The sequence below is a fragment of the Sphaerisporangium perillae genome, from assembly GCF_023276435.1.
Lineage (GTDB): Bacteria > Actinomycetota > Actinomycetes > Streptosporangiales > Streptosporangiaceae > Sphaerisporangium > Sphaerisporangium perillae.
Window position 1 is genome coordinate 27,504 of the sequence record NZ_JALLPO010000010.1, and the last position, 26,182, is coordinate 53,685.

22 protein-coding genes are annotated in these 26,182 nt (G+C 72.2%); 8 read left to right on the forward strand and 14 right to left on the reverse strand.

Going from position 1 to position 26,182, the window contains the following annotated elements; all coding sequences use genetic code 11:
• Nucleotides 1–103: 103 nt before the first annotated feature.
• A complete protein-coding gene (gene hflX, locus MYF83_RS11690; protein ID WP_248960283.1) occupies nt 104–1,510 on the reverse strand; it encodes a GTPase HflX in 1,407 nt (468 codons plus the stop codon).
• Nucleotides 1,511–1,793: 283 nt separating this feature from the next.
• A complete protein-coding gene (locus MYF83_RS11695) occupies nt 1,794–2,492 on the reverse strand; it encodes a DUF4097 family beta strand repeat-containing protein (protein ID WP_248960284.1) in 699 nt (232 codons plus the stop codon).
• 218 nt (nt 2,493–2,710) lie between these two features.
• Here MYF83_RS11695 and aceB point away from each other — a divergent pair, with 218 nt between their 5' ends.
• The 5 genes from aceB to MYF83_RS43705 are packed head-to-tail and all read left to right on the forward strand — an operon-like array spanning nt 2,711 to nt 9,266.
• The gene (gene aceB, locus MYF83_RS11700; protein ID WP_443729293.1) at nt 2,711–4,306 is read left to right on the forward strand and encodes a malate synthase A; all 1,596 of its coding nucleotides are present in this window, start codon (nt 2,711–2,713) and stop codon (nt 4,304–4,306) included.
• Nucleotides 4,303–5,757 carry an FAD-linked oxidase C-terminal domain-containing protein gene (locus MYF83_RS11705; protein WP_248960286.1) on the forward strand — a complete coding sequence of 485 codons (1,455 nt, stop codon included), beginning with the start codon at nt 4,303–4,305 and terminating at the stop codon, nt 5,755–5,757. The genes aceB and MYF83_RS11705 overlap by 4 nt, the downstream gene beginning before the upstream one ends.
• The gene (locus MYF83_RS11710) at nt 5,757–7,220 is read left to right on the forward strand and encodes an FAD-binding oxidoreductase (RefSeq protein ID WP_248960287.1); all 1,464 of its coding nucleotides are present in this window, start codon (nt 5,757–5,759) and stop codon (nt 7,218–7,220) included. The genes MYF83_RS11705 and MYF83_RS11710 overlap by 1 nt, the downstream gene beginning before the upstream one ends.
• A gap of 13 nt (nt 7,221–7,233) precedes the next feature.
• On the forward strand, nt 7,234–8,529 hold the full coding sequence (locus MYF83_RS11715; protein ID WP_248960288.1) for a (Fe-S)-binding protein: 1,296 nt from the start codon (nt 7,234–7,236) through the stop codon (nt 8,527–8,529).
• The gene (locus tag MYF83_RS43705) at nt 8,526–9,266 is read left to right on the forward strand and encodes an IclR family transcriptional regulator (RefSeq protein WP_248960289.1); all 741 of its coding nucleotides are present in this window, start codon (nt 8,526–8,528) and stop codon (nt 9,264–9,266) included. Before MYF83_RS11715 ends, MYF83_RS43705 begins: the two co-directional genes overlap by 4 nt.
• A gap of 430 nt (nt 9,267–9,696) precedes the next feature.
• On the opposite strand, the gene MYF83_RS11725 is transcribed toward MYF83_RS43705, so the two are convergent.
• The 3 genes from MYF83_RS11725 to MYF83_RS11735 all read right to left on the reverse strand — a co-directional run bounded on the left by MYF83_RS11725 (nt 9,697) and on the right by MYF83_RS11735 (nt 12,256).
• Nucleotides 9,697–10,506, reverse strand: a complete 810-nt coding sequence (locus MYF83_RS11725) for a VOC family protein (protein WP_248960290.1) — start codon at nt 10,504–10,506, stop codon at nt 9,697–9,699.
• Nucleotides 10,507–10,640: 134 nt separating this feature from the next.
• The gene (locus MYF83_RS11730; protein ID WP_248960291.1) at nt 10,641–11,591 is read right to left on the reverse strand and encodes an SPFH domain-containing protein; all 951 of its coding nucleotides are present in this window, start codon (nt 11,589–11,591) and stop codon (nt 10,641–10,643) included.
• Between the two features lie 167 nt (nt 11,592–11,758).
• Nucleotides 11,759–12,256: a superantigen-like protein SSL4 gene (locus MYF83_RS11735; RefSeq protein ID WP_248960292.1), complete on the reverse strand. Its 498-nt coding sequence runs from the start codon at nt 12,254–12,256 to the stop codon at nt 11,759–11,761.
• A 93-nt stretch (nt 12,257–12,349) separates the two neighbouring features.
• Here MYF83_RS11735 and MYF83_RS11740 point away from each other — a divergent pair, with 93 nt between their 5' ends.
• From MYF83_RS11740 to MYF83_RS11750, 3 genes are all read left to right on the forward strand, one after another.
• Nucleotides 12,350–13,030 carry a response regulator transcription factor gene (locus MYF83_RS11740; protein ID WP_248960293.1) on the forward strand — a complete coding sequence of 227 codons (681 nt, stop codon included), beginning with the start codon at nt 12,350–12,352 and terminating at the stop codon, nt 13,028–13,030.
• Nucleotides 13,027–14,307 (forward strand): sensor histidine kinase, encoded by a 1,281-nt coding sequence (locus MYF83_RS11745; RefSeq protein WP_248960294.1) that lies wholly within the window; start codon nt 13,027–13,029, stop codon nt 14,305–14,307. Before MYF83_RS11740 ends, MYF83_RS11745 begins: the two co-directional genes overlap by 4 nt.
• 77 nt (nt 14,308–14,384) lie before the next feature.
• Nucleotides 14,385–14,789, forward strand: coding sequence for a PepSY domain-containing protein (locus MYF83_RS11750; RefSeq protein WP_248960295.1), 405 nt, complete (start codon nt 14,385–14,387; stop codon nt 14,787–14,789).
• 121 nt (nt 14,790–14,910) lie between these two features.
• Here the strand turns inward: MYF83_RS11750 and MYF83_RS11755 are convergent, their stop codons facing one another.
• The 9 genes from MYF83_RS11755 to miaB all read right to left on the reverse strand — a co-directional run bounded on the left by MYF83_RS11755 (nt 14,911) and on the right by miaB (nt 26,060).
• Nucleotides 14,911–15,675, reverse strand: a complete 765-nt coding sequence (locus MYF83_RS11755) for an HNH endonuclease family protein (RefSeq protein WP_248960296.1) — start codon at nt 15,673–15,675, stop codon at nt 14,911–14,913.
• Between the two features lie 94 nt (nt 15,676–15,769).
• Entirely contained in the window at nt 15,770–16,528 is a 759-nt protein-coding gene (locus MYF83_RS11760) for an SDR family NAD(P)-dependent oxidoreductase (RefSeq protein WP_248960297.1), read from the reverse strand.
• Between the two features lie 9 nt (nt 16,529–16,537).
• Nucleotides 16,538–18,826, reverse strand: coding sequence for a tetratricopeptide repeat protein (locus MYF83_RS11765; protein ID WP_248960298.1), 2,289 nt, complete (start codon nt 18,824–18,826; stop codon nt 16,538–16,540).
• A 164-nt stretch (nt 18,827–18,990) separates the two neighbouring features.
• Complete coding sequence (gene dapF, locus MYF83_RS11770) at nt 18,991–19,845, reverse strand: diaminopimelate epimerase (RefSeq protein ID WP_248960299.1); 855 nt, start codon at nt 19,843–19,845, stop codon at nt 18,991–18,993.
• 11 nt (nt 19,846–19,856) lie between these two features.
• A complete protein-coding gene (gene miaA / locus MYF83_RS11775) occupies nt 19,857–20,774 on the reverse strand; it encodes a tRNA (adenosine(37)-N6)-dimethylallyltransferase MiaA (RefSeq protein ID WP_248960429.1) in 918 nt (305 codons plus the stop codon).
• Between the two features lie 43 nt (nt 20,775–20,817).
• Entirely contained in the window at nt 20,818–21,345 is a 528-nt protein-coding gene (locus MYF83_RS11780; RefSeq protein WP_248960300.1) for a methylated-DNA--[protein]-cysteine S-methyltransferase, read from the reverse strand.
• Between the two features lie 108 nt (nt 21,346–21,453).
• The gene (locus MYF83_RS11785) at nt 21,454–22,233 is read right to left on the reverse strand and encodes a class III extradiol dioxygenase subunit B-like domain-containing protein (RefSeq protein WP_248960301.1); all 780 of its coding nucleotides are present in this window, start codon (nt 22,231–22,233) and stop codon (nt 21,454–21,456) included.
• Nucleotides 22,234–22,286: 53 nt separating this feature from the next.
• On the reverse strand, nt 22,287–23,417 hold the full coding sequence (locus MYF83_RS11790) for a CAP domain-containing protein (protein ID WP_248960302.1): 1,131 nt from the start codon (nt 23,415–23,417) through the stop codon (nt 22,287–22,289).
• A gap of 1,146 nt (nt 23,418–24,563) precedes the next feature.
• Nucleotides 24,564–26,060: a tRNA (N6-isopentenyl adenosine(37)-C2)-methylthiotransferase MiaB gene (gene miaB / locus MYF83_RS11795; protein WP_248960430.1), complete on the reverse strand. Its 1,497-nt coding sequence runs from the start codon at nt 26,058–26,060 to the stop codon at nt 24,564–24,566.
• Nucleotides 26,061–26,182: the final 122 nt, after the last annotated feature.

Consider the following 26,182-nt stretch of genomic DNA (forward strand, 5'->3'; position numbering starts at 1 on the left):
GGGGGGGCCGTGCGTGCGCGGGGGCGGGGGGGGGGGGGGGGGCCCGGGGGGGGGCCCCGCCCCCCCGCCGGGGTCACGCGAGACCGGCCCCGCCGGCCGCGGGTCAGACGGTCTCGACCGGCTTGGCGACGCGGTCGAGCTCGGCGTACAGAGCGGCCGGCACGCGCGCGTGCAGGACGGTGCCGTCGGCCGTGTGGTCGAGCGACAGCACCTCCCCCTCCTTGTGCGCTCGGGCGATGAGATCTCCCCGCTCGTACGGGACCAGCAGGTGGACCTCGTGGTCGAGCTGGGGAAGCTCCCGCTCGATGGCGGCGAGCAGGTCGTCGATGCCGGCGCCGGTGCGGGCCGAGACGACGATGCTGTGACGCTCCCGCGTGGCCAGCCGGGCCAGCGCCACCGGGTCGGCGGCATCGGCCTTGTTGACCACCACGATCTCGGGGATGTCGCGCACGCCGTCGATGTCGGCGAACACCTCCCGCACGGCTGCCAGCTGGGACTCGGGATCGGGGTGCGAGCCGTCCACGACGTGCAGGATCAGGTCGGCGTCGCCGACCTCCTCCAGCGTGGAACGGAACGCCTCGACGAGCTGGTGCGGCAGGTGCCGTACGAACCCGACCGTGTCGGCGAGCGTGAACAGCCTGCCGTCGGGCGTACGGGCCTGGCGCACGGTCGGATCGAGCGTGGCGAACAGGGAGTCCTCCACGAGCACGCCGGCACCGGTCAGCCGGTTCAGCAGGGACGACTTGCCGGCGTTGGTGTACCCGGCGATCGCCACCGACGGCACCTCGCGCCGCGTCCTGCGGGACCGCATGGTCTCGCGGGCCGTGGACATGCCGCTGATCTGCCGGCGCAGCTTGGCCATGCGCTCGCGGATGCGGCGACGGTCCAGCTCGATCTTCGTCTCACCGGGGCCGCGGCCTCCGATGCCGACGCCTCCGGCGGCCCGGCCGCCGACCTGGCGGGACAGGTTGCCACCCCAGCCTCGCAGGCGCGGCAGCAAGTAGCTGAGCTGGGCCAGCTCGACCTGTGCCTTGCCCTCGCGGCTCTTGGCGTGCTGGGCGAAGATGTCGAGGATGAGGGCCGTGCGGTCGATGACCTTGACCTTCACGACCTCCTCAAGCTGGCGGAGCTGGCCCGGGGTCAGCTCGCCGTCGCAGATCACGGTGTCGGCGCCGGTGGAGACCACGATGTCGCGCAGCTCCGCGGCCTTGCCCGACCCGATGTAGGTGGCGGTGTCCGGGCGCTGGCGCCGCTGGATGAGCCCTTCGAGGACCTGCGAGCCCGCGGTCTCGGCGAGGAGCTTGAGCTCCGCCAGGGAGTTCTCCGCGTCGATGACGGTGCCGCCGGTCCAGACCCCGACCAGGACGACCCGCTCCAGGCGGAGCTGCCGGTATTCGACTTCGGTGATGTCCTCGAGTTCGGTCGACAGACCGGCCACGCGCCGGAGTGCCTGCCGCTCCTCGAGTTCGTAGTCACCCGTGGCCTGGTCGTCGTAGGACTCGTTGTACATATACGTCTTCTCTGTGGCTATGGTCGCGCTCCTCAGCGCTCGTGGGGCCCATCGCTTTTGGGGCTCACCGTTCATACTGTTCAACACTGAGCCCCCGCCGATGTCTTCCCCGATGGTGCCACGATCGAGCACACGAATTCACCTGGATATCGCCCTCGGAATCCGACACGCCACGGTCCCGCCCCCTCGTACCGTGAGCGCCGCGTCGTGGGCACCTCCCCTCGTACCGTGAGAGCCGCGTCGTGGGCACCTCGTCCGCCCGAGGTCGTGCGCCGTCGCGTCCTCAGGTCTTGAGCACCTTGGCGTCGCCCGATCCGGTCTTGACGACGATGCTGCGGGAGGAGGAGTCGTCGTCGGTGACATCGATCTTCTTCTCGCCGGACCCGGTGCTCAGGTTGACGTCGTAGGCGCCCTGCGGCACGTGCACGACACCGGTTCCCGACCCGGTGCGGACGTCGACGTTGTCGGGGACGGCGGTGAAGCGCAGGTCGACGTCGCCGGAGCCGGTCTTCGCGACCGCCTGCTTGCCGCCCAGCCCGTTGGCGTCGATCGTGCCCGATCCGGTGTCGGCGTCGAACCTTCCGGACAGCGCCCGCAGGGTGATGTCGCCGGACCCGGTCTTCAGCTTGACCTGGACGCCGCGCGGGACCTCGATCGCGTAGTCGACGTCGCACGTCCAGTTCTCATTGGGACAGTCGTAGCCGAGCTTGAGGGTGTCGCCTTCGACGGGGTGCCGGGTGACGGGCTTGTCGCTCTTCCAGTGCAGCGTCTCGGTCACGTGGAAACCGGTGCGGTCGGACTCGGTGACCAGGATCTCTCCTGAGCCGCTCTCGACGTGCAGCACGGGGGTCTTCTCGGTCACGTCGTAGACGTTCTTCTCCTCCTTCGTCGGGGCCGCGATGTCGGTCAGGCCGCAGCCGGTGAGCAGCAGTCCCGCGCCGAGCAGGGCCGCGGCGGCGATCGCCCGTCTGGGCCCCGCCATCTGGCGTGGGGCAACGGTACGAGGGGAGGTATTCACGGGGGGCGTCGTCGGCTTCGTCATGGTCCAAGGTTGCTCCCCGCGGGCGTCCGCGCCCATCGGGGAACGCCCCGAGGCATCCCCTAGGGATCCCTCAGGCCTACCCGGCGTTGACCCCTGAGTTGGGCGTCGAGTAGCGTCGATTCCACAATTCAGAAGCATTTTTCCGCATAGTGGAAAGGATGGCCATGGCAAGCGTTGAGATCACCGGTCCCTCGCTGGACCGCTTCGACGAGATCCTCACCCCGGAGGCCCTGGGCTTCGTGGCCACCCTGCAGCGGGAGTTCGACGGCCGCAGGCGGGAGCTGCTGGAGGCCCGGCAGGCCCGCCAGGCCGAGCTGTCCGCCGGCGGCACGCTCGACTTCCTGCCCGAGACCAAGGCCGTCCGGGAGGACGACTCCTGGCGGGTGGCCGCCCCCGCGCCGGGCCTGGAGGACCGGCGGGTCGAGATCACCGGCCCGGTCGACCGGAAGATGACCATCAACGCCCTCAACTCGGGCGCCAAGGTCTGGCTCGCCGACTTCGAGGACGCCAACTCCCCGCTCTGGGAGAACGTCGTCAACGGCCAGCTCAACCTGCGCGACGCGCTCGACCGCACGATCGACTTCGAGTCCGGGGGCAAGCGGTACGCCCTGCGGCCCGACGAGGAGCTCGCCACGATCGTGGTCCGCCCCCGCGGCTGGCACCTGACCGAGAAGCACGTGCTGGTGGACGGCAGGCCGTTCTCCGCCTCGATCTTCGACTTCGGCCTCTACTTCTTCCACAGCGCCCAGCGGCAGCTCGACAAGGGGCGCGGCCCCTACTTCTACCTGCCCAAGATGGAGTCGCACCTGGAGGCCCGCCTCTGGAACGACGTGTTCACCCGCGCCCAGGAGCTGCTCGGCATCCCGCACGGCACCATCAGGGCGACCGTGCTCATCGAGACCTACCCGGCCGCCTTCGAGATGGACGAGATCCTCTACGAGCTGCGCGACCACTCCGCCGGGCTCAACGCCGGCCGCTGGGACTACCTCTTCAGCGTCATCAAGAAGTTCCGCACCCGCGGCCGGGAGTTCCTGCTGCCCGAGCGCAACGCGGTGACCATGACCGCCCCGTTCATGCGCGCCTACACCGAACTGCTGGTGCGCACCTGTCACCGGCGCGGCGCGCACGCGATCGGCGGTATGGCCGCGTTCATCCCCTCGCGGCGCGACCCCGAGGTGAACAAGGTCGCCCTGGAGAAGGTGCGCGCGGACAAGACGCGCGAGTCCGGCGACGGCTTCGACGGGTCCTGGGTCGCGCACCCCGATCTCGTGCCGATCTGCCAGGAGGTCTTCGACTCCGTCCTCGGCGAGAAGCCGAACCAGCTCGACCGGCTCCGCGAGGACGTCTCGGTCTCGGCCGGCGACCTGCTCTCCGTCTCCAAGACGCCCGGCGACATCACCGAGGCGGGCCTGCGCAACAACGTCGACGTGGCGCTGCGCTACCTGGCCGCGTGGATGGGCGGGAGCGGCGCCGTGGCGATCCACAACCTCATGGAGGACGCCGCCACGGCCGAGATCTCGCGCTCGCAGATCTGGCAGTGGATCCACAACGACATCGAACTCGCCGACACCGGTGAGGTGGTGACCAAGGCGCTGGTGGAGCGCATCATCGCCGAGGAGCTGGAGAAGATCCGCAAGGAGCCGGGCTTCGACGCGTCCCTGTACGAGCAGGCCGCCGAGCTGTTCAAGGAGGTCGCCCTGGACGACGACTTCGCCGACTTCCTCACCACCCCGGCGTACGCTCGGATGCCATGACACCGGCACAGGCCGAGCTGTCCGGCCGCCTCCTGCCGATCCTGGGTCCGAACGGAGTGATCACCGACCCGGTGCGGCTGCGCACCTACGAGTGCGACGGCCTCACCTACCACCGCGCGACCCCCGCCATCGTCGTGCTCCCCGAGACGGCGGAGCAGGTGGCGGCGGTGGTGCGGGTGTGCGACGAGACGGGCACGCCGTTCGTGGCGCGCGGCTCGGGGACCGGCCTGTCCGGCGGGGCCCTGCCGCGCGCGGACGGCGTGCTGATCGTGACCTCCCGCATGCGCCGGATCATCGAGATCGACGTGGACAACCGGCGGGCCGTCGTGGAGCCGGGCGTGACCAACCTCGCCATCAGCGAGGCGGCCCGCCCGTACGGCTACTACTACGCACCCGACCCCTCCAGCCAGCAGGTCTGCTCCATCGGGGGCAACATCGCCGAGAACTCCGGCGGCGCGCACTGCCTGAAGTACGGCTTCACGGTCAACCACGTGCTGGCGCTCGAGCTGGTCACCCCGGACGGCGAGATCGTCCAGCTCGACGCGATGGATCCCGGCTACGACCTGCTCGGCGCCTTCATCGGCTCCGAAGGCACCCTCGGCATCGCCACCAAGATCACTGTACGGCTGTCACGCGCCCCCGAGGTGGTGACCACGCTGCTCGCGGCGTTCAGGGACGTCGAGTCGGGCGGGCGGGCCGTGTCGGCGATCATCGGCGCGGGCATCGTCCCCGCCGCGATCGAGATGATGGACGCGCTGGCCATCGAGGCCGCCGAGGCCGCGGTGCGCTGCGAATACCCCGCCGGGGCGGGAGCCGTGCTGATCGTCGAGCTGGACGGGCCGGAGGCGGAGGTCGCCCACCAGTTCGCGCGGGTCGAGGCCCTCTGCCGCGAGACCGGCGCCTTCGAGCTGCGGATCGCCGACGACCCGGCGGAGCGGGCGGCGATCTGGAAGGGACGCAAGTCGGCGTTCGCGGCCGTGGGGCGGATCAGCCCCGCCTACCTGGTGCAGGACGGGGTCGTGCCGAGGACCGCCCTGCCCAAGGTGCTCGCGGGCATCGAGGAGCTGTCCGCGCGGTACGGCATCCGCGTGGCCAACGTGTTCCACGCGGGAGACGGCAACCTGCACCCCCTGGTGCTGTTCGACGACGCCGAGGAGGGGGCGGGCGAGCGCGCCGAGCGGGTGTCGGGCGAGATCCTCGACCTGTGCATCGCGCACGGCGGGTCGATCACCGGGGAACATGGAGTAGGTGTAGATAAGTCCCGCTATATGCCGAAGATGTTCACCCCGGAGGACCTGGACACCATGCAGCTCGTCCGCTGCGCCTTCGACCCGAAGAACCTGTCCAACCCCGGCAAGATCTTCCCCACGCCCCGGTTGTGCGGCGAGGCCCCCGGCGTGCGCAAGGGCGTGCATCCCCTGGTGGCCTCCGGAGAGGCGGAGCTGTTCTGATGGCCCTTCCCCCCGCGAAGGCCCTGGCCGCCATCGGCGTGACGATCCGCGAGGCCCTCCCCGAGGACGCGGTCGCCGGGGTCGCGCCCCGCTGGGTCGCCCTGCCCGGCTCCACCTCCGAGGTGGCCGCCGTCATGCGGGCCGCCGCCGAGCACGGGCTCACCGTGGTCCCGGCCGGCGGGGGCACCAAACTCGGCTGGGGCCCGCCGCCCCGCCGATGCGACCTGCTCCTGCGCACCCGCCGCCTGGACCGGATCCTCGAGCACGCCGCCGGTGACCTGGTCGCGCGCGTCGAGGCGGGGGTGCGGACCGAGGCGCTCGCCGCCGCCCTCGCCGGCGCCGGGCAGGAGCTCGCCCTCGACATCCCCTTCGAGGGGGCCACCATCGGCGGCACCCTCGCCGCCGCCACCGCCGGTCCCCGCCGCCTGCGGTACGGCACCGCGCGCGACCTGCTGATCGGCATCACGGTCGTCCTCGCCGACGGAACGATCGCCCGGTCCGGCGGCAAGGTCGTCAAGAACGTCGCCGGCTACGACCTCGGGAAGCTGTTCACCGGCTCCCAGGGCACGCTCGGCGTCATCACCGAGGCGACGTTCCGCCTCCACCCGCTGCCGTCCTCGCGCGCGTGGATCGGCCTCACGGCGCCCGGCCTGGACGGCCTCCCCGATCTCGCCGCGCTCGCCGCCTCGCAGGCCGAGCCGAGCGCGGTGGAGATCGACTGGCCCGGCGTAGACGCACCCCTGTCGATCGCCGCCCTGTTCGAGGGCGTCGCCGCCGGCGAGCGCGCCAAGGCCGCCGTCGCGTCGCTGGGCCTTGGCAAGACCGCCGGCGAGCCGGTGGGCGGCACCGGCGGGGAATCGGCGGCCGGCGTCGGCGCGGCCTGCCGGCTCCCTGCCGACGCCGGCGATTCGCGGGGCGGCGCGCCGTCGATCGCCTTCGAGCCGCCCGCCTGGTGGGGGCGGCTGCCCGGCGAGGAGTTCCTGCTGGAGATGCGCGTCCCGCCCGGCGCGGCCGTTCAGGCACTGGCCCAGGTGGCCCGCTCGGCGCGGGAAGCGGGGGACGTCCCCGTCCGCGTCCGGGGGTCGGTCGTCTCGGCGGTCCTGCATGTCGCGCTGCCCGGGGACACCCACGCCCAGCAGGCGGAGCGCTTCGTGTCCGGGCTCCGTTCCGGCCTGGCCGCCCACGGCGGGAGACTGGTGGTGTGGACCGCTCCCCCGGACGCGGCCTCCCGGCTCGACCGCTGGGGGCCGGTCGGGGCCGCCACGCTCATGCGGCGGGTGAAGGAGCGCTTCGACCCCGAGGAGCGCCTGTCACCGGGACGGCTCCCCGGCATACCGCCGTCCAGCGGGAGGCAATCCGGTGGCGGGCCGCCGTCAGCGGGCCGGCCGTCCGCTGGTGAGACGCCGTCAGAGGGCCGGCCGGCCGGTGGCGGGCCGCCGTCCGGGGGCGGAGAACGCGTGTGAGGAGCCGACGGCCATGAACCCCGAGCTGATCAACGACTGCGTGCACTGCGGGTTCTGCCTGCCCGCCTGCCCCACCTACACCCTGTGGGGCGAGGAGATGGACTCCCCCCGGGGCCGCATCCACCTGATGAAGCAGTACGTCGAGGGCACCGCGCTGACCCCGGAGATGGCGGGCCACTTCGACGCGTGCCTGGGCTGCATGGCGTGCGTCAGCGCCTGCCCGTCCGGCGTGCAGTACGACCGGCTGATCGAGTCGGCGAGAGCCGAGGTGGAGCGGGTCCATCGGCGGCCGGTGGCCGACCGCGCCTTCCGCGCGCTGGTCTTCGGGCTGTTCCCCTACCCCCGGCGGCTTCGGGCGCTGCGCCTGCCGCTGCGGCTCGGCGAGAGGCTCACACCGCGCCTGCGCCCCCTGCTGGAACGGCTGGACCCGCGCCTCGCCGCCATGGCCGAGCTGGCCCCGCCGGTCACCCGCAGGGTACGGCTCCCGCGCCGTGTGGCGGCCCGGGGGGAGCGGCGAGCGACCGTCGGGGTGCTCACCGGGTGCGTCCAGGGCGAGTTCTTCCCCGGCGTCAACGCCGCCACGGTGCGGGTGCTGGCGATGGAAGGCTGCGAGGTCGTCATCCCTCCCGGGCAGGGGTGCTGCGGCGCGCTGTCGGTCCACTCCGGGCGGGCGGAGGAGGCGGCGGGTTTCGCCCGCCGGACGATCGAGACCTTCGAGCGCGCGGGCGTGGACACCGTGATCGTCAACGCCGCGGGATGCGGGTCCAGCACCAAGGAGTACGCCGAGTTGCTCGCCGCAGATCCCGCCTGGGCCGCCAGGGCGCGCGCGCTGCGCTTCGCCGACCTCGCCGAGTTCCTCGCGGAGCTGGGTCCGGTCGCCGAGCGGCATCCCCTGCCGGTCACCGTCGCCTACCACGACGCGTGCCACCTGGCCCACGCCCAAGGCATCCGCGCACAGCCTCGGGCACTGCTCGCCACCATCCCCGGTCTCAGGCTCAGAGAGGTGCCGGACGCGGCGATGTGCTGCGGCTCCGCGGGCACCTACAACCTGTTCCAGCCGCTGGCGGCCCGGGACCTGGGCGATCGCAAGGCCGAGCAGGTGCTGAGCGTCGGGGCGGACCTCCTGGTCTCCGCCAACCCCGGCTGCACGATGCAGATCGCCGCCGCCGCGCGCAGGCGGGGCGAGCGGATCCGCGTCGCCCACACCGCCGAAGTCCTCGACGCCTCCCTCCGCGGCCTGCCCCCCACCACCCTCGGCCGCGCCCGGGAGCATACGAGTGGCCCCACGAGCGCGGAGCGAGCGCAGTGAGCACCGTCCAGAGTGTCGACCGGGCGCTGGACGTGCTGGAGGCACTGGCCGATCAGGGTGGTGAGGCGGGCCTGTCGGAGATCGCCGCGCGCACCGGGCTGCCGTACGGGACGATCCACCGGCTGCTGCAGGCCCTGCTGAGCCGCGGGTACGTCCGGCAGGAGTCCGACCGCCGGTACGCGCTGGGCGGTGCCCTGGTCCGGCTCGGCGGCGCCGCGGAGCGCATGGTCGGCGTGTGGGCGCAGCCGCACCTGGAGAAGATGGTCGCGCTGTCCGGGGAGACGGCGAACCTCGCGGTGCTGGAGGGCGATTTCGTGGTCTACGTGGCCCAGGCGGCGTCTCCGCGGCGGCTGCGGATGTTCGCGGAGGTGGGCCGCCGGGTGCTGCCGCACAGCACCGCGGTGGGCAAGGTGCTGCTCGCCGATCGGGTGGACGCGGGGGACATCCTGCGGCGCACGGGCCTGCCTCGCCGTACGGAGCACACCATCACGTCGGTGGAGGCGATGCTCGTCGAACTGGAGACGGTGCGGGCGCAGGGGTACGGCATGGACTTCGGCGAGGAGGAGCTCGGCGTGCACTGCCTGGCCGTGCCCGTCCGCGACGGCAGCCGGGTGATCGCGAGCATGTCGATCTCGGGCCCCGTTGAGCGCATGGAGGCGCTCGACCGGGAGGAGCTGGCCCGGGCGATGCGCAGCATCGCGGCCGACTTCGGCGCCGACGTCTCACCACCCCGCTGACCCAGCCGATCAGACCGCTAGGGGTGCCACGAACGGTCACCAGGTCGCCCACCGTACGACGGCGCCGCCTTCACCACACCACTCCCCGCCGCCCCGGCGCCGAACCCATCAGCCCCACACCAGTCGGAGGAGGAAAGGCACCCCGGTGACGGTGACCGAACAGCGCTAGCTCATGAGCGGCGAGGCACCTACCGGGCGGACTCCCAGGGCGTGAAGGACGCACTAGATCATGAGACCCGGCGAAGGTGACCCAACAGCGCTAGGCCACGAGCGGCGAGGCACCTGCCGGGTGCGCTCCCCGGGCATGCCGACAAATGGCGAACCCGGCGCTGACTTAACCGCACCCCTCCTCGCCGCCGCGGCCCCCGAACATGTCAGCCCACAGCGGGCGGAGAGGGGAAGGCACCCGGATGAAGGTCACCAGACAGCGCTAGAGCATCAGGTGGGAGGTGCCTATGGGGTGGGCGCCGGGGGCGTGTTGGCAGATGGCGAAGTCGGCGCCGAAGGGGTCGGCGACCACGGCGATCGGGCCGTGTGGTGACTCGTGCTCCGAGACGAGCACCGAGCCGCCTCCGCGCACGACGCGGTCGAGTGCCGCGGCGCAGTCGGTCACCCTGAGGTAGAGCTGCCAGTGCGGGGAGAGCCCTTCCGCCTCGTAGGGGACCCGCAGCCGCCCGCAGACCGGCTGGTCGCGGATCACCCACACGACGTAGTCGAAGTCGATGCCGTCGCCGATCTGCACCTGCTGGTACCCGAACAGCGCCCGGTAGAACTGGTCCGTCCCGCGGGCGTTCCTGGCGTTGACCTCGTTCCAGCACATCGCGCCGATGTCCCCGTACAGGCGGGAACCGTAGTGGGTTCCCGCCTGCCACAGCCCGAACAGCGTCCCTTCGGGATCGGCGGCCACGGCGAACCGCCCCTGGTCGGGCATGGTGGTCGGCAGGATGACCAGCTTGCCCTCGTTGGCCTCGACCCGCACGGCCGAGGCCTCGACGTCGGAGGTGGCGAAGTAGGTGTTCCACGCCGGCTCGATGGACTCCAGACCGACCGCGGGAGGGGTGATGGCCGCGACCGCCATGCCGTCCACGAGGCACATCGTGTAGTGCCAGTACCGGGGCCCGAGATCCTGGCAGGTCCAGCCGAAGACGTCTCGGTAGAAGCGGACGGCGCCCGGGACATCTTGAGTGGTCAGCTCGGGCCAGCAGGGTGCCCCATCAGGGTAGCGACCACGTTCCGACATCACAGACCCCCCACCAACGCTGCGATCCCCTATATGGGCATACTTCCACCAGCATGCGCTCCCCGCCCCGGCGGACCCCCAAGCTTGCCGATATCTGGACATATGCCTCTATAACGCCGGGGGGTTGTGCGGGATCAGCGTGACTGCGGAGTGATGTTGATCGCCCCACCCTGCGGCACCGGCACGACCTGGACCCTGCCGTCCTGGATGGCCTTCCAGAGGATCGCCCCCTGCGGCCCGAGCACCTTCACCAGGTCCTTGATGGACTCGAGCTCGGTCTTGACCTTGGTGTTGATCTGCTGCTGCGCGAGGTTCTGCTGCTTGGCGGCCTGCTCGGCGGCGAGCGCGTCGATCAGGGACTGCGGCGGCTCGGGCTTCTGGATGGTCAGCGCCACATCGCCGCACTCACCGGTGCCGCCGTAGTTGGGCTGGCAGAAGTAGTCCTCACCGGCCGTCTCCTTGATGAACTGCCGGGCGAGCTGGCCGACCCGCTGCTCCCACTGCTGCTTGGCGTTCGGGTCGTTGAACAGCTTCTTCCACTCGAACTCCTGCGAGGCCGCGTCCATCGCCCGGTCCAGCGGCTGCTTGAAGTAGAAGTTGAGCATCCGGCGCCAGCCGGTGGACTCCCCGCCGTCGAAATACGCCCCGTACTTCAGCCCGATCTTCTCGTGGAACCGGCGGAGGGTCTCGCAGGAGGTGTTGAGCGTGAACGTCGCCGACCCCGCGACCTGCAGCTCGACGTTGTCCTTGGAGACGATGCTGATCGGCTTGGACTCGGAGTCCTCGGTGCCGGAGAAGTCGAACGTGCGCTGGCCGAAGGGATAGGAGTAGGAGGTGTCGCCCGGGCCGAGGAACGTCGCCCCGCTCGAGGGACTGATGCACTTGGTGAACTTGATCGCCTCGAAGGGGCCGCCGGCGTAGTGCAGCCTGACCTCGTCGGGCGCCGTGCTGACCTTCGTGCAGCCGGTCGCGAGGAAGCCGAGGACCACGATGGCGATGACGGCGAGCAGCACGCCTCTGAGCAGAAGCCGCCCGCCCCGCCTCCCGCCCTGTGCCTGGTCACCGGTGCTCTTGCGTGCGCTCATCGCCATCCGCCTTTACTCGCGCTTTACGGTCGGCCGATCCTAGAGCACACCGCACCATGATCAAGGCCCGTCCGGCGACTCCTGTGGACAGAGCTCCCGAGCCGCCCCAGGCCTGTGGACAGAGAGCGCCCCCTGACCTGTGGACGCAGACCCTGTGGATGGCCAGGTCAGTCGTTCCTGACCGTGGAGACGGGGCGGCCGCCGGAACACCGGATCTCGATCTCGGTCCTGGCGTCGTCCCCCTCAAACCTCACCCGCACCTTGTCGCGGGGCCCCCGCTCCACGTCCTTCACCTCGTACCCCTGGGCGGGCGTCCAGGACTGCAGGGTGACCAGCCCGCCGTCGCAGCGGGCCACCACCACTCCCCCGCGCGCCGGGATGACCTTGCTGCCTCCCGAGCCGGCACCGGTCCCGCCGGACGGGGCCGCCGTGGCGGAAGGGGACCGCGAGGGGGACGCCAGGGAGGACGGTGAGGTGGAGGCCGAAGGTCCCGGGAACGGGGACGCGGCGGCCAGGGCCCGCCGCACCTCGGCGGGCGAGAGCGCGCGGGTCGCCGAGCCGGTGACCACGTCTCCGAGGAAGGTGGTCACGACGACGCCGGCCCCGGTGGCCACGAGCGCGGCGACCAGCCAGCCGGACACGACCAGAAGCGGGCGCCGGTTCATGCGCTGATCCTCTCTGGCCGGACCCTAAAACGGGGTTAAGGGCAAGATAACGGGCTTATGCCGATGTCTCGCGACCCGTTACCCTAACCGCACATGGCCAATGTCCTGCTCGTCGAGGATGACGCGACGATCCGCACCGCTCTCATGCGAGGACTGCGTGACCGCGGTCACGCCGTCTCCTCCGCCCCCACCGCGCTGGAAGGGCTGCGCCTGGCCGTCGCCGAGCGCCCCGACCTGGTCGTCCTCGACCTCGGCCTGCCCGACCTGGACGGCACCGAGATGCTGCGGATGCTCAGGGCCGTCAGCCGCGTCCCGGTGATCGTCGCCACCGCGCGGGACGGCGACACCGAGATGGTGCGCCTGCTGGACGCCGGGGCCGACGACTACGTGGTCAAGCCCTTCAGCGCCGCCCAGCTGGACGCGCGCGTCCGCGCCGTGCTGCGCCGCACCGCCGACAGCCGCACCGACTCCTCGGTGACCGTGGGCCACCTGCGCCTCGACCCGCGCAGCCGCGAGGCCGTCCTCGGCGGGGCGCCGCTGGACCTCACGCCACGCGAGTTCGACCTGCTGCACTACCTGGCCGTCCGCTCCGGCGAGGTGGTGACGAAACGCGAGCTGCTCACCGAGGTGTGGCAGGTTCCCTACGGCGGAGCCGACAAGACCGTCGACGTCCACCTGTCGTGGCTGCGGCGCAAGCTGGGAGAGACCGCCCAGGAGCCGCGTTACCTGCAGACCGTGCGCGGCGTCGGCGTCAAGCTGGTCGAACCGTCATGAGGCGCTGGCTCGCGCTGCTCGTGGCGGCCACCACCTCGCTGGTGCTGATCGCCCTGCTCGTGCCGCTGGGGTTGCTGGTCCGGGCGCTGGCGGAGAGCAGCGCGGTCACCCAGGCCACGGCCGAGGCGCAGTCGGTCGCCGCGTCCGTCGGCACCGCCGACGCCGCCGGGCTCGCGCTGACGGCCGAGCGCACCTCCGCGTCGAGCGGCCACGCGATCACCGTGTTCCTCCCCGGCGGGGAACTCGTCGGGGCCACCGCTCCCCGATCACCGGCGGTGCGGCTGGCCGCGCGCGGGCAGAGCCTCACGGCCGAGACGCCGTCCGGGCTGGAGGTCCTGGTCGCGGTGCAGGGCCTTCCCGGCGGCACGGCCGTGGTCCGCGTGTTCCTCGGCGAGGACGACCTGCGCCACGGGGTGCGCGAGGTATGGCTCGGGATGCTGCTCCTAGGGCTCGCGCTGATCGGGGTGGGCATCCTCGTCGCCGACCGCCTGGCTCTGGCGCTGACCCGGCCGATGAGCGAGCTGGCCCGCGTGTCGCACCGGCTCGCCGCCGGGGACCTGGCCGCGCGGACCACGCCGGGCGGCCCCGCCGAGATACGCGACGTGGGCCTCGCCCTGGACCATCTCGCGGGGCGGATCAGCGACCTGCTGGCCGAGGAGCGTGAGACGGCGGCCGACATCTCCCACCGGCTGCGCACGCCGCTGACCGGGCTGCGGCTGGAGGCCGAGTCGCTGGCCGACCCGGAGGAGGCCGCGCGGCTCGGCGGCCGCGTCGACGCGCTCGAACGCGCGGTGACCTCGGTGATCACGGACGTGCGCCGCCGGTCGCGCGAGCAGGCGAGCTGCGACGCGGCGGAGGTCGTGGCCGAGCGCGTGCGGTTCTGGTCGGTCCTCGCCGAGGACCAGGGCCGGCCGGTGGAGGTCGGCGTCCCGCCGGGACCGCTCAGCGTGGCCGTCAGCGCCGCCGAGCTGTCGGCCTGCGTCGACGCGCTGCTGGGCAACGTCTTCGCCCACACCCCCGAGGGCGCCGCCTTCTCCGTACGGCTGACGCCCGCGGCCGGCGGCGCACGACTGGAGATCGCCGACTCAGGACCGGGCTTCGGGCTCCGCCCGGGGCCTGGGCATCCCCTCGAACGGGGCAGGAGCGGCGCGGGCTCGACCGGGCTCGGCCTGGACATCGCCCGGCGGACCGCGGAGAGCTCGGGTGGCGCCCTGCTGCTGGACACGGCCCCGGGCGGCGGCGCCAAGATCGTGCTGGATCTCGGCCGGCCCAGGTGACCGCGCCTCGGCGATCTTAGGAACCCCTTAACGTCGCCGCAGCGCGCGCTTAGCGGGGCCACGGCGAATCTTGACCCATGACGAACACAAAGCGCATCAGCAAGACGGCCCGGCTCACCATCGCGGGCGCCGGGATCGTCGCCGTCCTCGCCACCGGCACCGTGGCCGCGTCGGCCTCGGCGGCGCTCCAGAGCACGGCGTCGACGACCTCCACCACGTCCACGACGTCCGGCCTCCCCCTGGCCTCCACGGCGACCACGGGCTCCTCGGCCACGTCCGCCACGAGCATCACCTACGGCCAGGCGATCAGGATCGCCAAGAAGCGCGTCCCCGGCGCCCGGGTCACCGAGGTCGAGCGCGAGTGGGAGCACGGCGTACGCGTCTGGAAGGTCGAGCTGCGCAAGCACGGCGCCGAGTACCGCGTCTACATCTCGGTGCGGACCGGCAAGATCGTGAAGTTCCGCCAGAAGCACGACGACTGACAGTGGTGGTCCGGGTCCCGGCGACGGCCGGGACCCGGCGGCCCCCTACGGCGCGGGGACCGGCACCGCCTGCGGGAATGGCCCGCCTATCGACGGCCCGTCCGGGGAACCGGCGGGCCGCTCATTCGCACTGGGTGAGCATGGCCGTCTTGTCGGCGGTCGTGACCGGCAGGTCGTACTTCAGGGAGACCTGGGCGAAGCGCACGGCGTAGGAGCAGCGGATGCCCTTGGACGGGGGCAGCCAGGTCGCGGGCCCGGAGTCGCCCTTGGAGGAGTTGGCCGAGCCGTCGACCGGCATGAGGTTCAGCGGGTCGTTGGCGATCTGGACCCGCTTGGCCTTGCTCCACCGGGACGCGCCCATCTGCCAGTCGTAGGAGAGCGGCATGACATGGTCGATCTGGACCTCGGAGGCGTCCTGCTTGCGCCAGTCGATGGTCTTGGCCGTGTAGGGATCGTGCAGGGTCATCGACACCAGGACGCATTTGGAGCCGGAACGGTACTTCAGGTCCTCGCCGTCACGCGCGAGGATGTCGTTCCTGGTGTCACAGCCGTTGTGCGCGAACGGGATTTCCTCGGCGTTGTCGGCCCACGCGTACCCGAACTCGTCCCGGTCGTAGCCGGTCTTCGGGCCGCGTCCCTTGGTCTGCACCTTCTCGATGATCTTGACCGCCGCGGCGCGATCTTTGGCCGACTTGATCGCGGCCAGGCCCCGCTCGGTGCCCTTCGGATTGTCCAGCGGGCTGACGCCGGTGGAACCGCCGCCACCCCCGTCCGACGCGGTGTCGCCGCCGGCGCCGATGTCCTTGGCCTCGATGGGGCCGCACCCCGCCAGCACGACGGCCGTCATCATCCCGGCCGCGATCGCACGAGATTTACGCAGGCGCACTGCCACCCCCAGGTAAAAGAAAAGTAATACCTAGGTATAGCAACTACCCCAGAAAGCTGCGATTACGGCATAGACCAAAGATCGCCCATTAAGGTCACGAGGTGAGGAATCCGCCGTCCACCGGCAGGACCGCCCCCGTGACGTAGGAGCCGGCGTCGGAGGCGAGGAAGACGGCGGCGGCGACCAGCTCCATGGGATCACCGGCCCGCGCCATGAGCACGCGCTGATCCAGCTGCCGTTCGAGGTAGCCGGGCTGGTAGCTCTCGGTCATCTCCGACTCGAAGAAGCCCGGCTCCAGGCAGTTCACCCGGATGCCGCGCCGCCCGGTCCACTGCTGCGCCAGATCGCGGGTGAGGCCGATGAGGCCCGCCTTGGACGCGCTGTAGGCGGCCTGGGGCAGGCCCGCGGTGGTCTCCCCCAGCACGCTGCCGATGTTCACGATCGACGACCCGGGACGCATGACCTTCGCGCACGCCTGGGCCATCCAGTACGCGCCGTTCAGGTTGATGTCGATGACCTGCCGGAACTCCTCGGGCGTCTCCCGGAGCGCCGGGACCGCGGTGCCGACGCCGGCGTTGTTGATCAGGATGTCGACGCCCCCGAGCCCGTCGACCGCCGCCTCGACCAGGGCCTGGCAGTCCTCCGGCCGGGTGACGTCGGTGGCGACCGCGACACAACGGCGCCCGGTCTTCTCGACCAGACGCCGCGTCTCCGCGAGCTTGTCCTCACGACGGGCGCCGATCGCGATGTCGGCGCCCGCCTCCGCCAGCCCGCGGGCGAAGGCCACGCCCAGCCCCGAGGAGGCCCCGGTGACGATCGCGACCTTGCCGTCGAGCTTGAACCGATCGAGCATCACGACGCCTTAGAGCCCGTACTCCTTCATGATGCGTTCGTGCCGCTCCACCTCGATGCCGGCGCTCCGCGCCAGGTCGAGCCAGGCCAGCGGATGGCTCCACCGCTCGGTGGCGTCGTCTAGCAGGGCGTCGACCTCGACCGGCTCGACGCCGGGCGGCACGGCGATCCAGCCGTAGACGCCCTGGAGCCGCTCGCCGGTGGTGGGGTGGGTCACCGAGTAGTTCTCGTCGCTGTAGACCCACATGGGCCAGCCGCGCTCGGCCATGACCTCGTTGAACTCGGTCCAGTCCTCCTCGCTGGGCGCGGCGCCGTCGAAGAACCAGCTCGTGTAACCGCCCGGGCGGAGCATCGCCACGCCGGCGAACGGGATGACGTAGCTCTCCTGCTCCTCCGCGTTCTCGGGAACCGGCTCGAGCGGGCGGGGGTCGATGACGACGACGTCACCGGCGTTGTAGTCCATGCCCTGGGGCTGCGGGATGAGCAGCCGGGCGGTGGCCGGGCCGGTGCGCACGGCCAGCACCTCGCGCTGGCTGCCGTCGGAGACGGGCAGGACGACGCGGACGAGGTGCCACTCCTCCTCGATCGGACCCTCGGCCGACTCGATCGGCATGCCGAGCTTCTCGGCGCCCTTGCGCACGAGCGGCCAGTCTTCGGCCGCCGTCGCCATGACGATCATGCGCCAGACGTCCTCCTCCTCGCCCTGGTCCGACTCGACCAGGTCGCGCAGGATGGCGGCGCCCTTGGCGTTGTCGCCGATCTGCTGGGCAGCTCCGGCGAGCAGGCGGCGGGCCTCCAGCGCTACGGTGCCCTCCGCGCCGGCGGCGAGCGACCGCTCGGCCTCGGCGGCGGTCTCCGACCAGCGCTCGCGGGCGCGGTGCAGCCTGGACAGCGCCAGGTGGGAGGAGGCGGCGGGCAGCATGGCCGCGAACCGCTCCAGCCGCTCGTCCTGGCCGGCCTCCACCAGCACGCCGGTGAGGTAGGCGACGTCCTCCTCCTCGGCGGTGGCCGGGTCGGCGTCCTCGACGATCGTCTTCCACAGGATGTCGGCGCCCAGCGGCGCGTACCCGAGGAAGCCCAGCGTCGTGGTGTGGCGGCGCGTGGCCTCAAGGTCGGTGCCCGACAGCGGCCAGAGCCAGCCGACCCAGCGCTCGGGGTCGGCGTTGTGGCCGTCGGCGGCGTCGAAGTAGGCGACCAGCTCGTCCTGCGGCCCGGGAGCCGGAAGCGGCGCGGCGGCGTCGGCCGCGGCGCGCAGGGCGGCCACCCGCTCGGGCAGTCCCTCGGTGGTGCGCAGGTCGCCCAGCCACGACTCGGCGAGATCGGCCAGCGCGCGGGCCTGCCAGATGCCCTGCCGCGCGACCGCCAGCTCGCCGGCGATCAGGGCCAGCTCGACCCTGCCGCGGTGGACGCCCATCGTCTCGAAGTACGTCATCCACTGGCGCATGACCCGGCCGAGCTGCCAGGTGTTGCTGATCACCTCGCCGAGCAGCCGGACGGCGCGCGCCCACTCGACCCAGTCGCGCGGGTGGTCGCCGACGACGTCGAGGTCGGGAAGGGCCTCCAGCGCCTCGGCGGGACGGCCGGTCGTGGCGAGCACGAGCGCCCGCAGCACGCCTTCCCTGTGGTCCTTGGCCACCGGGTCGTCCGCCGGGAACTCCTTGGCGGCGTCGAGCTCGGTCAGCGCCTCCTCGGTGCGGCCGGCGGCGAGCAGGGCGCGCACGCCCGAGGCCGCCAGCTCCCAGCTGACCTGCCCTTCCGCACCCCGGCGCCCGGCGACCCCCGACTCGTAGTAGGTGACCGCCTGCTCCACCTCGCCCGCGTCGGACAGGGCGGAGACGTATTGCGTGACGAGCCCGCAGTAGGCGGGAGAGCCGGGCCGCAGGCCGTCGAGCGCGGCGCCGAGGGCGGCCAGCCGCTCGGCGGCGTAGCCGGGGCCGTCGACGTTGGCCTGGCAGACGGCCAGCGCCTCGACGGCCGCGGGCACGGAGGGACACTCCTTGACGTCCTCGCGGCGCGCGAACTCCATCAAAGCCTCGGCGTCGCCGAGGGCGACCGCGCCCTGGGCCCGGTCGCCGATGCGGCTCAGCAGATGCCAGTGGCGGGCGAACAACTCCAGCCAGGGCATCTCCAGCACCTCGGCCTGCTGCGCGACCGCCGGCGCCATCACGTCGAGCTGGGCGTACCGGCCCTCGAAAGCCTGCGCGGGCAGGTCACCCAGCGCGATGGCCAGCCCGGTGTTCCCCGCTTCGTGCAGTTGCCGCTGGGTGTCTGCGACCCAGGCCCAGATGTCCACGTCCATGGCAGGTCAGTCTGCCAGTTCACGGAGCATGACCCAAACATGCGGGCGGTGCGGTGGGGCAGCGGGTGTCCCCGGGTGATCAGAAGTACGGAACGCGACGGATGAGTTCGCGGCGTCCTGACGAGGGGAGACCCTCTGAGCCGGCTCTCCGCCGGCTGGAGGTGTCAGATGAGCGATGTGGCCGGAATGTCGCCGGAGGCGACCAGGACGGCGGGCCCGGTCAGCAGGCTGGTGTGCCTCTCGAGCGTGACCGTCAGCAACCCTCCCGGCACCTCGACCTGCCAGACGCCGGTCTCCTCACCGCCGAGCCGAGCCGCGGCGACCGCGGCGGCGACCGATCCGGTCCCGCAGGAACGCGTCTCACCGGCTCCGCGCTCGTACACCCGCATGACGACCCGGCGCTCGCCCACCGCGTTGAGCAGCTCGATGTTGACGCCCTGCGGGAACACCGCGGGGTCGAAGCCGGGCTGAGAGGTCAGGTCCAACCGGGTCACCGGGTCGCCGGTCACGCAGGCCAGGTGCGGATTGCCCATGTCGATGACGAGGCCGTCGTACTCGTCCGTGCCGACGGTGGCCCGGCTCTCGCCGAGGACCCGCGGCATGCCCATGTCGACCGTGACGTCTCCGTCGCGCCCCAGCCGCACGCGGCGGACGCCGGCGCGGGTCACGACGTCGAACTCGCCGGGGTCGGCCAGCCGGGCGTCCACCAGGTAGCGCGCGAAGACCCGCAGCCCGTTGCCGCACATCTCGGCCACGCTGCCGTCGGCGTTGCGGTAGTCCATGAACCACTCGGCGTCGCCGGGCCGGCCTGCGCCGCCCGCCTCGCGGGCCCGGTCGGCGATCTCGACCGCCTCTGGGCTGAGCTTCGCGGGCACCACGCGCAGAATTCCGTCGGCGCCGATGCCGGTGCGGCGGTCGCACAACGCGGTCACCAGTGACGTGGGGAGGTCCAGGCTCCCGTCACGATCGGGAAGGAGGACGAAGTCGTTATCTGTGCCGTGGCCCTTTACGAAACGCATGTCGCCACATCTTACGCCCCGGCCAGCGCAAGGGCCTGTTCGAGCAGGTCGGGAGCGTCGAACGGCAGCCACCTCACCCTGGGGTCGCGCCGGAACCACGACTCCTGCCGCCGGGCGAACCGGCGCGTGGCCCTGACCGTCTCCTCCCGGGCCTGGTCCTCGGTCCACTCCCCCTGGAGGAACCGCAGCACCTGCGCGTAGCCGAGCGCCCTGCTGGCCGTACGGCCCTGGGGCAGCCCCCGCCCGGCGAGGAGCCGCACCTCGTCGACGAACCCGGCCTCCCACATGCGGTCCACGCGGAGCGCGATGCGCTCGTCGAGCACCGGCCGGGGCACCTGGAGCCCGATCTGCACGCTGTCGTAGATCGCGTCGTAGGACGGCATCGTGGCCGAGAAGGGCCGCCCGGAGAGCTCGATGACCTCCAGGGCGCGGACGATGCGGCGGCCGTTGCTCGCGAGCACGGCCTCGGCCGCCACCGGGTCGCGCTCCTTCAGCCGCTGGTGGAGCACCTCGGGCCCGACCTGCGCCAGCTCGGCCTCCAGCCTGGCCCGGATGCCGGGGTCGGTCCCGGGGAACTCCAGGTCGTCCAGGGCCGCGCGCACGTAAAGGCCGGAGCCGCCCACCAGCACCGGCACCGTGCCCGCGGCCTGCAGGGCGTCGATCAGCGGCCGGGCCATGCGCTGGTACTCGGCGACGCTCGCCGTCTCGCTCATGTCCCACACGTCCAGCAGGTGGTGCGGGACGCCGCGCCGCTCGGCGAGGGACAGCTTGGCCGTGCCGATGTCCATGCCGCGGTAGAGCTGCATGGAGTCGGCGTTGATCGCCTCACCGCCCAGCCGGAGGGCGAGGTCCACGGCCAGATCGGACTTGCCGGCCGCGGTGGGCCCGACCACGGCGACGACCGGCCGCCGGGCTCGCCTCTCGCCCATCGCGCCTTCGCTCACCACGGCTCCCGGCCTTCCCCTCGGTCCACTACAGCTCCCAGTCGAGGGTCGGCGGGAGATAGCCCTCCAGGGTCAGCAGCCAGCGCTTGGAGTCGACGCCGTCGCCGCCGCTGAACCCGCCGAGGCCGTTGCCCGCGACGACGCGGTGGCAGGGCACGATGATCGGGATGGGATTGCTCCCCATGATCGACCCGATGGCGCGCGCCGGCACCCCCGCGCCGCTGCTCGCCGCCAGATCGCCGTACGTCGTCACCTTGCCGTACGGGACCGTGTCGTGCAGCGTGCCGAGCACCCGCCGTTGCAGCGTGGACACCAGCCTCCAGTCGACCGGCACCGTGAACGCCGTGAGCCGCCCGGCGAAGTACTCGGCAAGCTCCTCGCGCGCCTGAGCGGTGCGGCCGGGATCGTCCACGCCCGGAACGCCGAGTCGGTCGAGCAGCTTGCGCCGGACCAGGTCTCCATCTTGGAACGCGGTCGCCACCACGCCGTCCGGGGTGACGGCCGCCAGCACGTCACCGAGCGGTGTCGGCACGCTTCCGAAGGCGACGTCTACCATCTGATCATGTCCATCCGCGCGCTATGGGTCCTCGGCACGGCCGCCGCCGTCCCCCTGCCTTCACCGTAACCACATCTGGAGGCGTCCTCGTCCCGATCGGGCGGGCGGCTAGCCGAGGCTCCAGCGCGCCACAAGGTAGCCGACGCCGTAGGGGGCGTCATCGTAGAGCAGTTCGCCGTGGAACCGGTCCTCCGCCGCGGCGGCGCCGGCGAGGACCTGGAACGCCGCCCGGCCCGCGACCCACAGCTCGGCGGCCTCGGCGGGATCGAGCGCCGCCAGGGCGGGCGCGTCCGCGCCGCCGAGCGCCCGCGCGAGCTCCTCGTCGTATGCCTGGGCGCGCGGATCGTGGTAGCCGGGGGAGTTGGTAGTGAGCTTCGCCGAGCCGTCGCCCATGACCAGCAGCGCGACCCGCCGCCCGCGCACCGCCAGCGCCGCGCCCAGGCGCGCGCAGATCAGGGAGGAGGCATCGGGCGGCACCGCTTCGTACCCCGAGACGGGGCCGGCCCCCGCCAGGTCGGCGAGCCATCGTCCGACGGTCAAAGAGAGCGGGAGCACCGGCCTGCCGGCGCCGACCCGGACGTCGGCGCCCCAGGGCGCGAGGCTGCCGCCCGCGTCGGGTCCGTACCAGACCGCCGCCCGCGACCCCTTCGGCTCGGAGGCCGTCGCCTCAGAAGCGGTCGCCTCCGGCGCCGTCGCGTCCGGCGCCGCCGGGACCTGAGCCGCGTCGGCGGCGCCGATCACGACGAGCACGTCCGGACGCGACCCGGCGAGCGATCGGATGGCCGTCACGCAGGCCTCGCGCAAGCCGTCCAGCTCTGGCGAGGCCGCGCCCGCGAGTTCGGGCACGATCAGCGGAGGATGCGGGCACACGGCCGCGGCGACAAGCACAAGATCAGGCTAACCTCGGCCGGCCGGTCCTCGGGACCGGCCGGCCGCGCGGATCAGTCGGAGCCGAAGTCCTGGGTCCACCAGGGGCCGCCACTGCCGAAGTGCACGCCCACGCCGATGGCCTTGAGCTTGCAGTTCATGATGTTCGCCCGGTGACCGGGACTGTTCAGCCAGCCCTTGACCACCGCTTCGGGGGTCGCCTGGCCGCGTGCGATGTTCTCGGCGAACATCGAGGAGTTGTACCCGGCCGCCTTGATGCGGTCCCACGGGGAACGCCCGTCGGCCGAGGTGTGATCGAAGTACCCCTTGGCCGCCATGTCGTCGGAGTGGCCGCGGGCGGCCTTGCGCAGCTTCTCGTCGATGCGCAGCGGGCCGCAGCCCTGCTCCTGCCTGGCGATGTTCGTCAGGCGCGCCACCTCGTCCTCGGCCGCCACGACGGCCGACGTCTTCGTCGGCTTCGGCGAGGGCTTGGCCGTCGGCTTCGCGCTCGGCTTGGGCTTGGGCTTCGGCGTCGTGGAGGGCGACGGCTTGGCCGTGGGGGTGGCCGGCGGCGCGGCGGTCGGACCGAGGTCCGGCACGAAGTCGGGGCGCAGGCCCGAGAACCGGCCCGGCTGCTGCGGGTAGGGCTCGACGTAGCCGGCCGGCCCGTCCGGCGCGGGGCCGCCCTGTACCTCGGTCTGCATGGTGTCGGTGCCGGCGTTCGGCTTGCGCTTCGCGCTCTCGGAGTCGCCGACGGGCTCGGCCTTGGCGCCGACCGGAGTGCCCGCGCTGTCGCCGGACGCCCCGGAGCCGCCGGAGGAGTCGTTCGACCCGCCCCCCGAGCCGTAGTCGGAGCCGGCGGACCCGGCCGCGGCCTCGGAGGAGGCGTCGTCGCCAGAGGAGGCGTCGTCAGAGGAGGCGTCCTCGGAGCCGGTGGAGGCGTCCTCGGAACCTGCGTCGGCGGCCTCGCCGGAGCCCGTGCCCTGCTCGGAGGACTGCGGCTTAACGGTGTCCGAGCCGCCGGTCAGCGTGATGACCCCTCCGGCGGTGACGGCGGCGGCGAACACGGCGACCGCCGCGCTGATGACAATGGTGCGCTTCCGGGAGCCCGAGGGGGAGGGCGGTTCGGAAGTGAGGTATTCGGGCGGTGGTACGGGGCTGGACTCGTTGTAGCGGCCCGGCGACGGACGGTCGTGCCGATCCATGTAAATGACTCCTGCGGCCTATCGGGGGGAAAGCGCTCCGGCTTCCGCGGGCGGTCGTCACACTAGCCCCACAGGCCGATTTACCGCACCGCAATCACGGAAGAATCACGACTTGTCATCACTTGGACCGATCTCATGTCGAACTGTCGCCGCTCTGGGTGGCGTGACGGCGGTCTTCGCGATTCTGGGGCTCGGCATCGCGCTCGGAAGCGTTCCAGGGGCGGCGGGATCCCCGCCGGCACCGCCCGATCCGGACTCCCGATCACCCCGCCCGGCCGCCCTCGCGGCGACCCACCCGGCGCCCGGGCCCCGCCCAGGAGGACGTCCCGACCCCGGAGAATTATTCGAACAGCGTCAACGCGCAGGTCATCCGGCTTCCAGCCCGTCCGCGGGCCCAGCCGGCCCACCTGGGGGCCGGTGGACGGAGCCGGTGGGACCACCTGATCGCGGGCGGACCGAACGTGATGGGCCCTTCGAGAGCCGGTGGACCGAGCGGGTCCCCGCGCCGGCCGCCCTCGCCTCCGGAGAGGAACCGCACGGGGCCAGGACGGCCGGCGGGCAGCACGCGGGGAGCGGATCCCACGCGGGCGGCCCGTCCTCCCGGAGCCCCCGCACAGGGACGCAAGCTCCCGCGACGCCCTCAGGCAGCCGCGCAGGACACCGGACGCCGGACGGTGAGGACACGCCAGGGGGAAAGGGGAAGCGGCCGCGGCCCGGACAGCCGTCGCAGGCTCCGGACCGGCCACAGGGACCCCCACGGGTCGCCGATCGGCCGCCGGTACCGCGGCAGGACGCGCCACCAGCGCCGCGACGCCCCTCAGGGCCGCCGCGCCAGGTGCCCGACCCCTGCGCGACCTTCACCGACTTCCGCCGCGACTACTGCGACCGCCTCATCCACGGGACGGCCACCCGCCCCCGGAGAGAGTCCACACCGGCGCAGGACCCCGACGCCGAGGACCTGACCGGTCAGGAGCAGCTCAGCGAGTCCGCACCGGCGCGGGACCTCGACGCCGAGGACCTGACGGGTCAGGAGCAGCGCAACAAGGGCATACCGATGGAAGACCTCGACGCCGAGGACGAGACGGGTCAGGAGCAGCGCAGCGAGTCCATGCCGGCGCAAGACCCCGACGCCGAGGACCTGACCGGTCAGGAGCGGCGGAGCGAGGGCATGCCCAGCGACACCGTGGCCGGCTTGCCGGAACCACCGCTCGCGGAGGTGCCGCAGGCGGCGCTCTCTCTGGTCTCCCAGGCGTCACCGGCGCGGGTGCGGCGCAGCGCGAGCGCGGGCCCGTCGGCGACCAGGTGGTGCGGAGCGGCGTAGGTGACCTCGACGGTCGCCATGTCGCCCGGCCGGGGCAGGGCGCCGTCGCCGTCGCGCAGGGCCGGCACGAAGTGGACCAGCCGGTTGTCGGCCGCGCGGCCGGACATGCGGTGGGTCGCCTCGTCCTTGCGGCCCTCGCCCTCGGCGACCAGCACCTCGAGCGTGCGGCCCACCTGGGCCTTGTTCTCGGCCCAGGAGATGTCGTTCTGCAGGGCGACGAGCCGCTCGTACCGCTCCTGGACGACCTCCTTGGGCACCTGGTCGTCCATGGTGGCGGCGGGGGTGCCGGGACGGATGGAGTACTGGAAGGTGAAGGCGTTGGCGAAGCGGGACTCACGGACGACGTCGAGGGTGGCCTGGAAGTCGTCCTCGGTCTCCCCCGGGAAGCCGACGATGATGTCGGTGGAGATGGCGGCGTCGGGCATGGCGGCGCGCACCCGCTCGATGATGCCGAGGTAGCGCTCGGCGCGGTAGGACCGGCGCATGGCCTTCAGAACGCGGTCGGAGCCCGACTGCAGGGGCATGTGAAGCTGGTGCATGACGTTCGGCGTCTCGGCCATGGCGGCGATGACGTCGTCGGTGAAGGCCGCCGGGTGCGGCGAGGTGAAGCGCACCCGTTCCAGGCCGGGGACGTCGCCGCAGGCGCGCAGCAGCTTGCCGAACGCCAGCCGGTCGCCGAACTCGACCCCGTAGGTGTTGACGTTCTGCCCGAGAAGCGTGATCTCCAGGACGCCGAGGTCGACCAGGGAGTGGATCTCGTTGAGGATGTCGCCGGGGCGGCGGTCCTTCTCCTTGCCGCGCAGCGCGGGGACGATGCAGAACGTGCAGGTGTTGTTGCACCCGACCGAGATGGACACCCACGCGGCGTACGGCGACTCGCGCTTGGTGGGGAGCGTGCTCGGGAAGACCTCGAGCGACTCCTTGATCTCGACCTGGGCCTCCTGCGCGACGCGCGCCCGCTCGAGCAGCACCGGCAGCGACCCGATGTTGTGCGTGCCGAAGACCACGTCGACCCAGGGGGCCTTGCGGACGATCTCCCCCTGGTCCTTCTGCGCGAGGCAGCCCCCCACGGCGATCTGCATGCCGGGATTGCGCATCTTGGCCGGGCGCAGGTGGCCGAGGTTGCCGTACAGCCTGTTGTCGGCGTTCTCGCGGACGGCGCAGGTGTTGAACACGACCACGTCGGCCGTCTCCCCGTCGTCGGGGCGGACGTATCCGGCGTCCTCCAGCAGACCGGAGAGCCGTTCGGAGTCGTGGACGTTCATCTGGCACCCGTACGTGATGACCTCGTACGTGCGGGGGCGCTCCTCGGTGGCATTCATCTCAACAGACAAGGGTAGGCGCTCCGCGAGGTGCGCCGCACGCCGCGCCCGCCGGAGAAACCTGCAACGTTCCAGCATGCGGGACGGGTCGTCGTGATCAGGCCGTGATGCGATCGGTACCG

What these genes read in the sequence shown, in the direction of transcription:
- hflX (WP_248960283.1), bottom strand. Translation starts at nt 1,510, where the DNA reads ATGTACAACGAGTCCTACGACGACCAGGCCACGGGTGACTACGAACTC.
- MYF83_RS11695 (WP_248960284.1), bottom strand. Translation starts at nt 2,492, where the DNA reads ATGGCGGGGCCCAGACGGGCGATCGCCGCCGCGGCCCTGCTCGGCGCG.
- aceB (WP_443729293.1), top strand. Translation starts at nt 2,711, where the DNA reads ATGGCCATGGCAAGCGTTGAGATCACCGGTCCCTCGCTGGACCGCTTC.
- MYF83_RS11705 (WP_248960286.1), top strand. Translation starts at nt 4,303, where the DNA reads ATGACACCGGCACAGGCCGAGCTGTCCGGCCGCCTCCTGCCGATCCTG.
- MYF83_RS11710 (WP_248960287.1), top strand. Translation starts at nt 5,757, where the DNA reads ATGGCCCTTCCCCCCGCGAAGGCCCTGGCCGCCATCGGCGTGACGATC.
- MYF83_RS11715 (WP_248960288.1), top strand. Translation starts at nt 7,234, where the DNA reads ATGAACCCCGAGCTGATCAACGACTGCGTGCACTGCGGGTTCTGCCTG.
- MYF83_RS11725 (WP_248960290.1), bottom strand. Translation starts at nt 10,506, where the DNA reads ATGTCGGAACGTGGTCGCTACCCTGATGGGGCACCCTGCTGGCCCGAG.
- MYF83_RS11730 (WP_248960291.1), bottom strand. Translation starts at nt 11,591, where the DNA reads ATGAGCGCACGCAAGAGCACCGGTGACCAGGCACAGGGCGGGAGGCGG.
- MYF83_RS11735 (WP_248960292.1), bottom strand. Translation starts at nt 12,256, where the DNA reads ATGAACCGGCGCCCGCTTCTGGTCGTGTCCGGCTGGCTGGTCGCCGCG.
- MYF83_RS11740 (WP_248960293.1), top strand. Translation starts at nt 12,350, where the DNA reads ATGGCCAATGTCCTGCTCGTCGAGGATGACGCGACGATCCGCACCGCT.
- MYF83_RS11745 (WP_248960294.1), top strand. Translation starts at nt 13,027, where the DNA reads ATGAGGCGCTGGCTCGCGCTGCTCGTGGCGGCCACCACCTCGCTGGTG.
- MYF83_RS11750 (WP_248960295.1), top strand. Translation starts at nt 14,385, where the DNA reads ATGACGAACACAAAGCGCATCAGCAAGACGGCCCGGCTCACCATCGCG.
- MYF83_RS11760 (WP_248960297.1), bottom strand. Translation starts at nt 16,528, where the DNA reads ATGCTCGATCGGTTCAAGCTCGACGGCAAGGTCGCGATCGTCACCGGG.
- MYF83_RS11765 (WP_248960298.1), bottom strand. Translation starts at nt 18,826, where the DNA reads ATGGACGTGGACATCTGGGCCTGGGTCGCAGACACCCAGCGGCAACTG.
- dapF (WP_248960299.1), bottom strand. Translation starts at nt 19,845, where the DNA reads ATGCGTTTCGTAAAGGGCCACGGCACAGATAACGACTTCGTCCTCCTT.
- miaA (WP_248960429.1), bottom strand. Translation starts at nt 20,774, where the DNA reads ATGGGCGAGAGGCGAGCCCGGCGGCCGGTCGTCGCCGTGGTCGGGCCC.
- MYF83_RS11780 (WP_248960300.1), bottom strand. Translation starts at nt 21,345, where the DNA reads ATGGTAGACGTCGCCTTCGGAAGCGTGCCGACACCGCTCGGTGACGTG.
- MYF83_RS11790 (WP_248960302.1), bottom strand. Translation starts at nt 23,417, where the DNA reads ATGGATCGGCACGACCGTCCGTCGCCGGGCCGCTACAACGAGTCCAGC.
- miaB (WP_248960430.1), bottom strand. Translation starts at nt 26,060, where the DNA reads ATGAATGCCACCGAGGAGCGCCCCCGCACGTACGAGGTCATCACGTAC.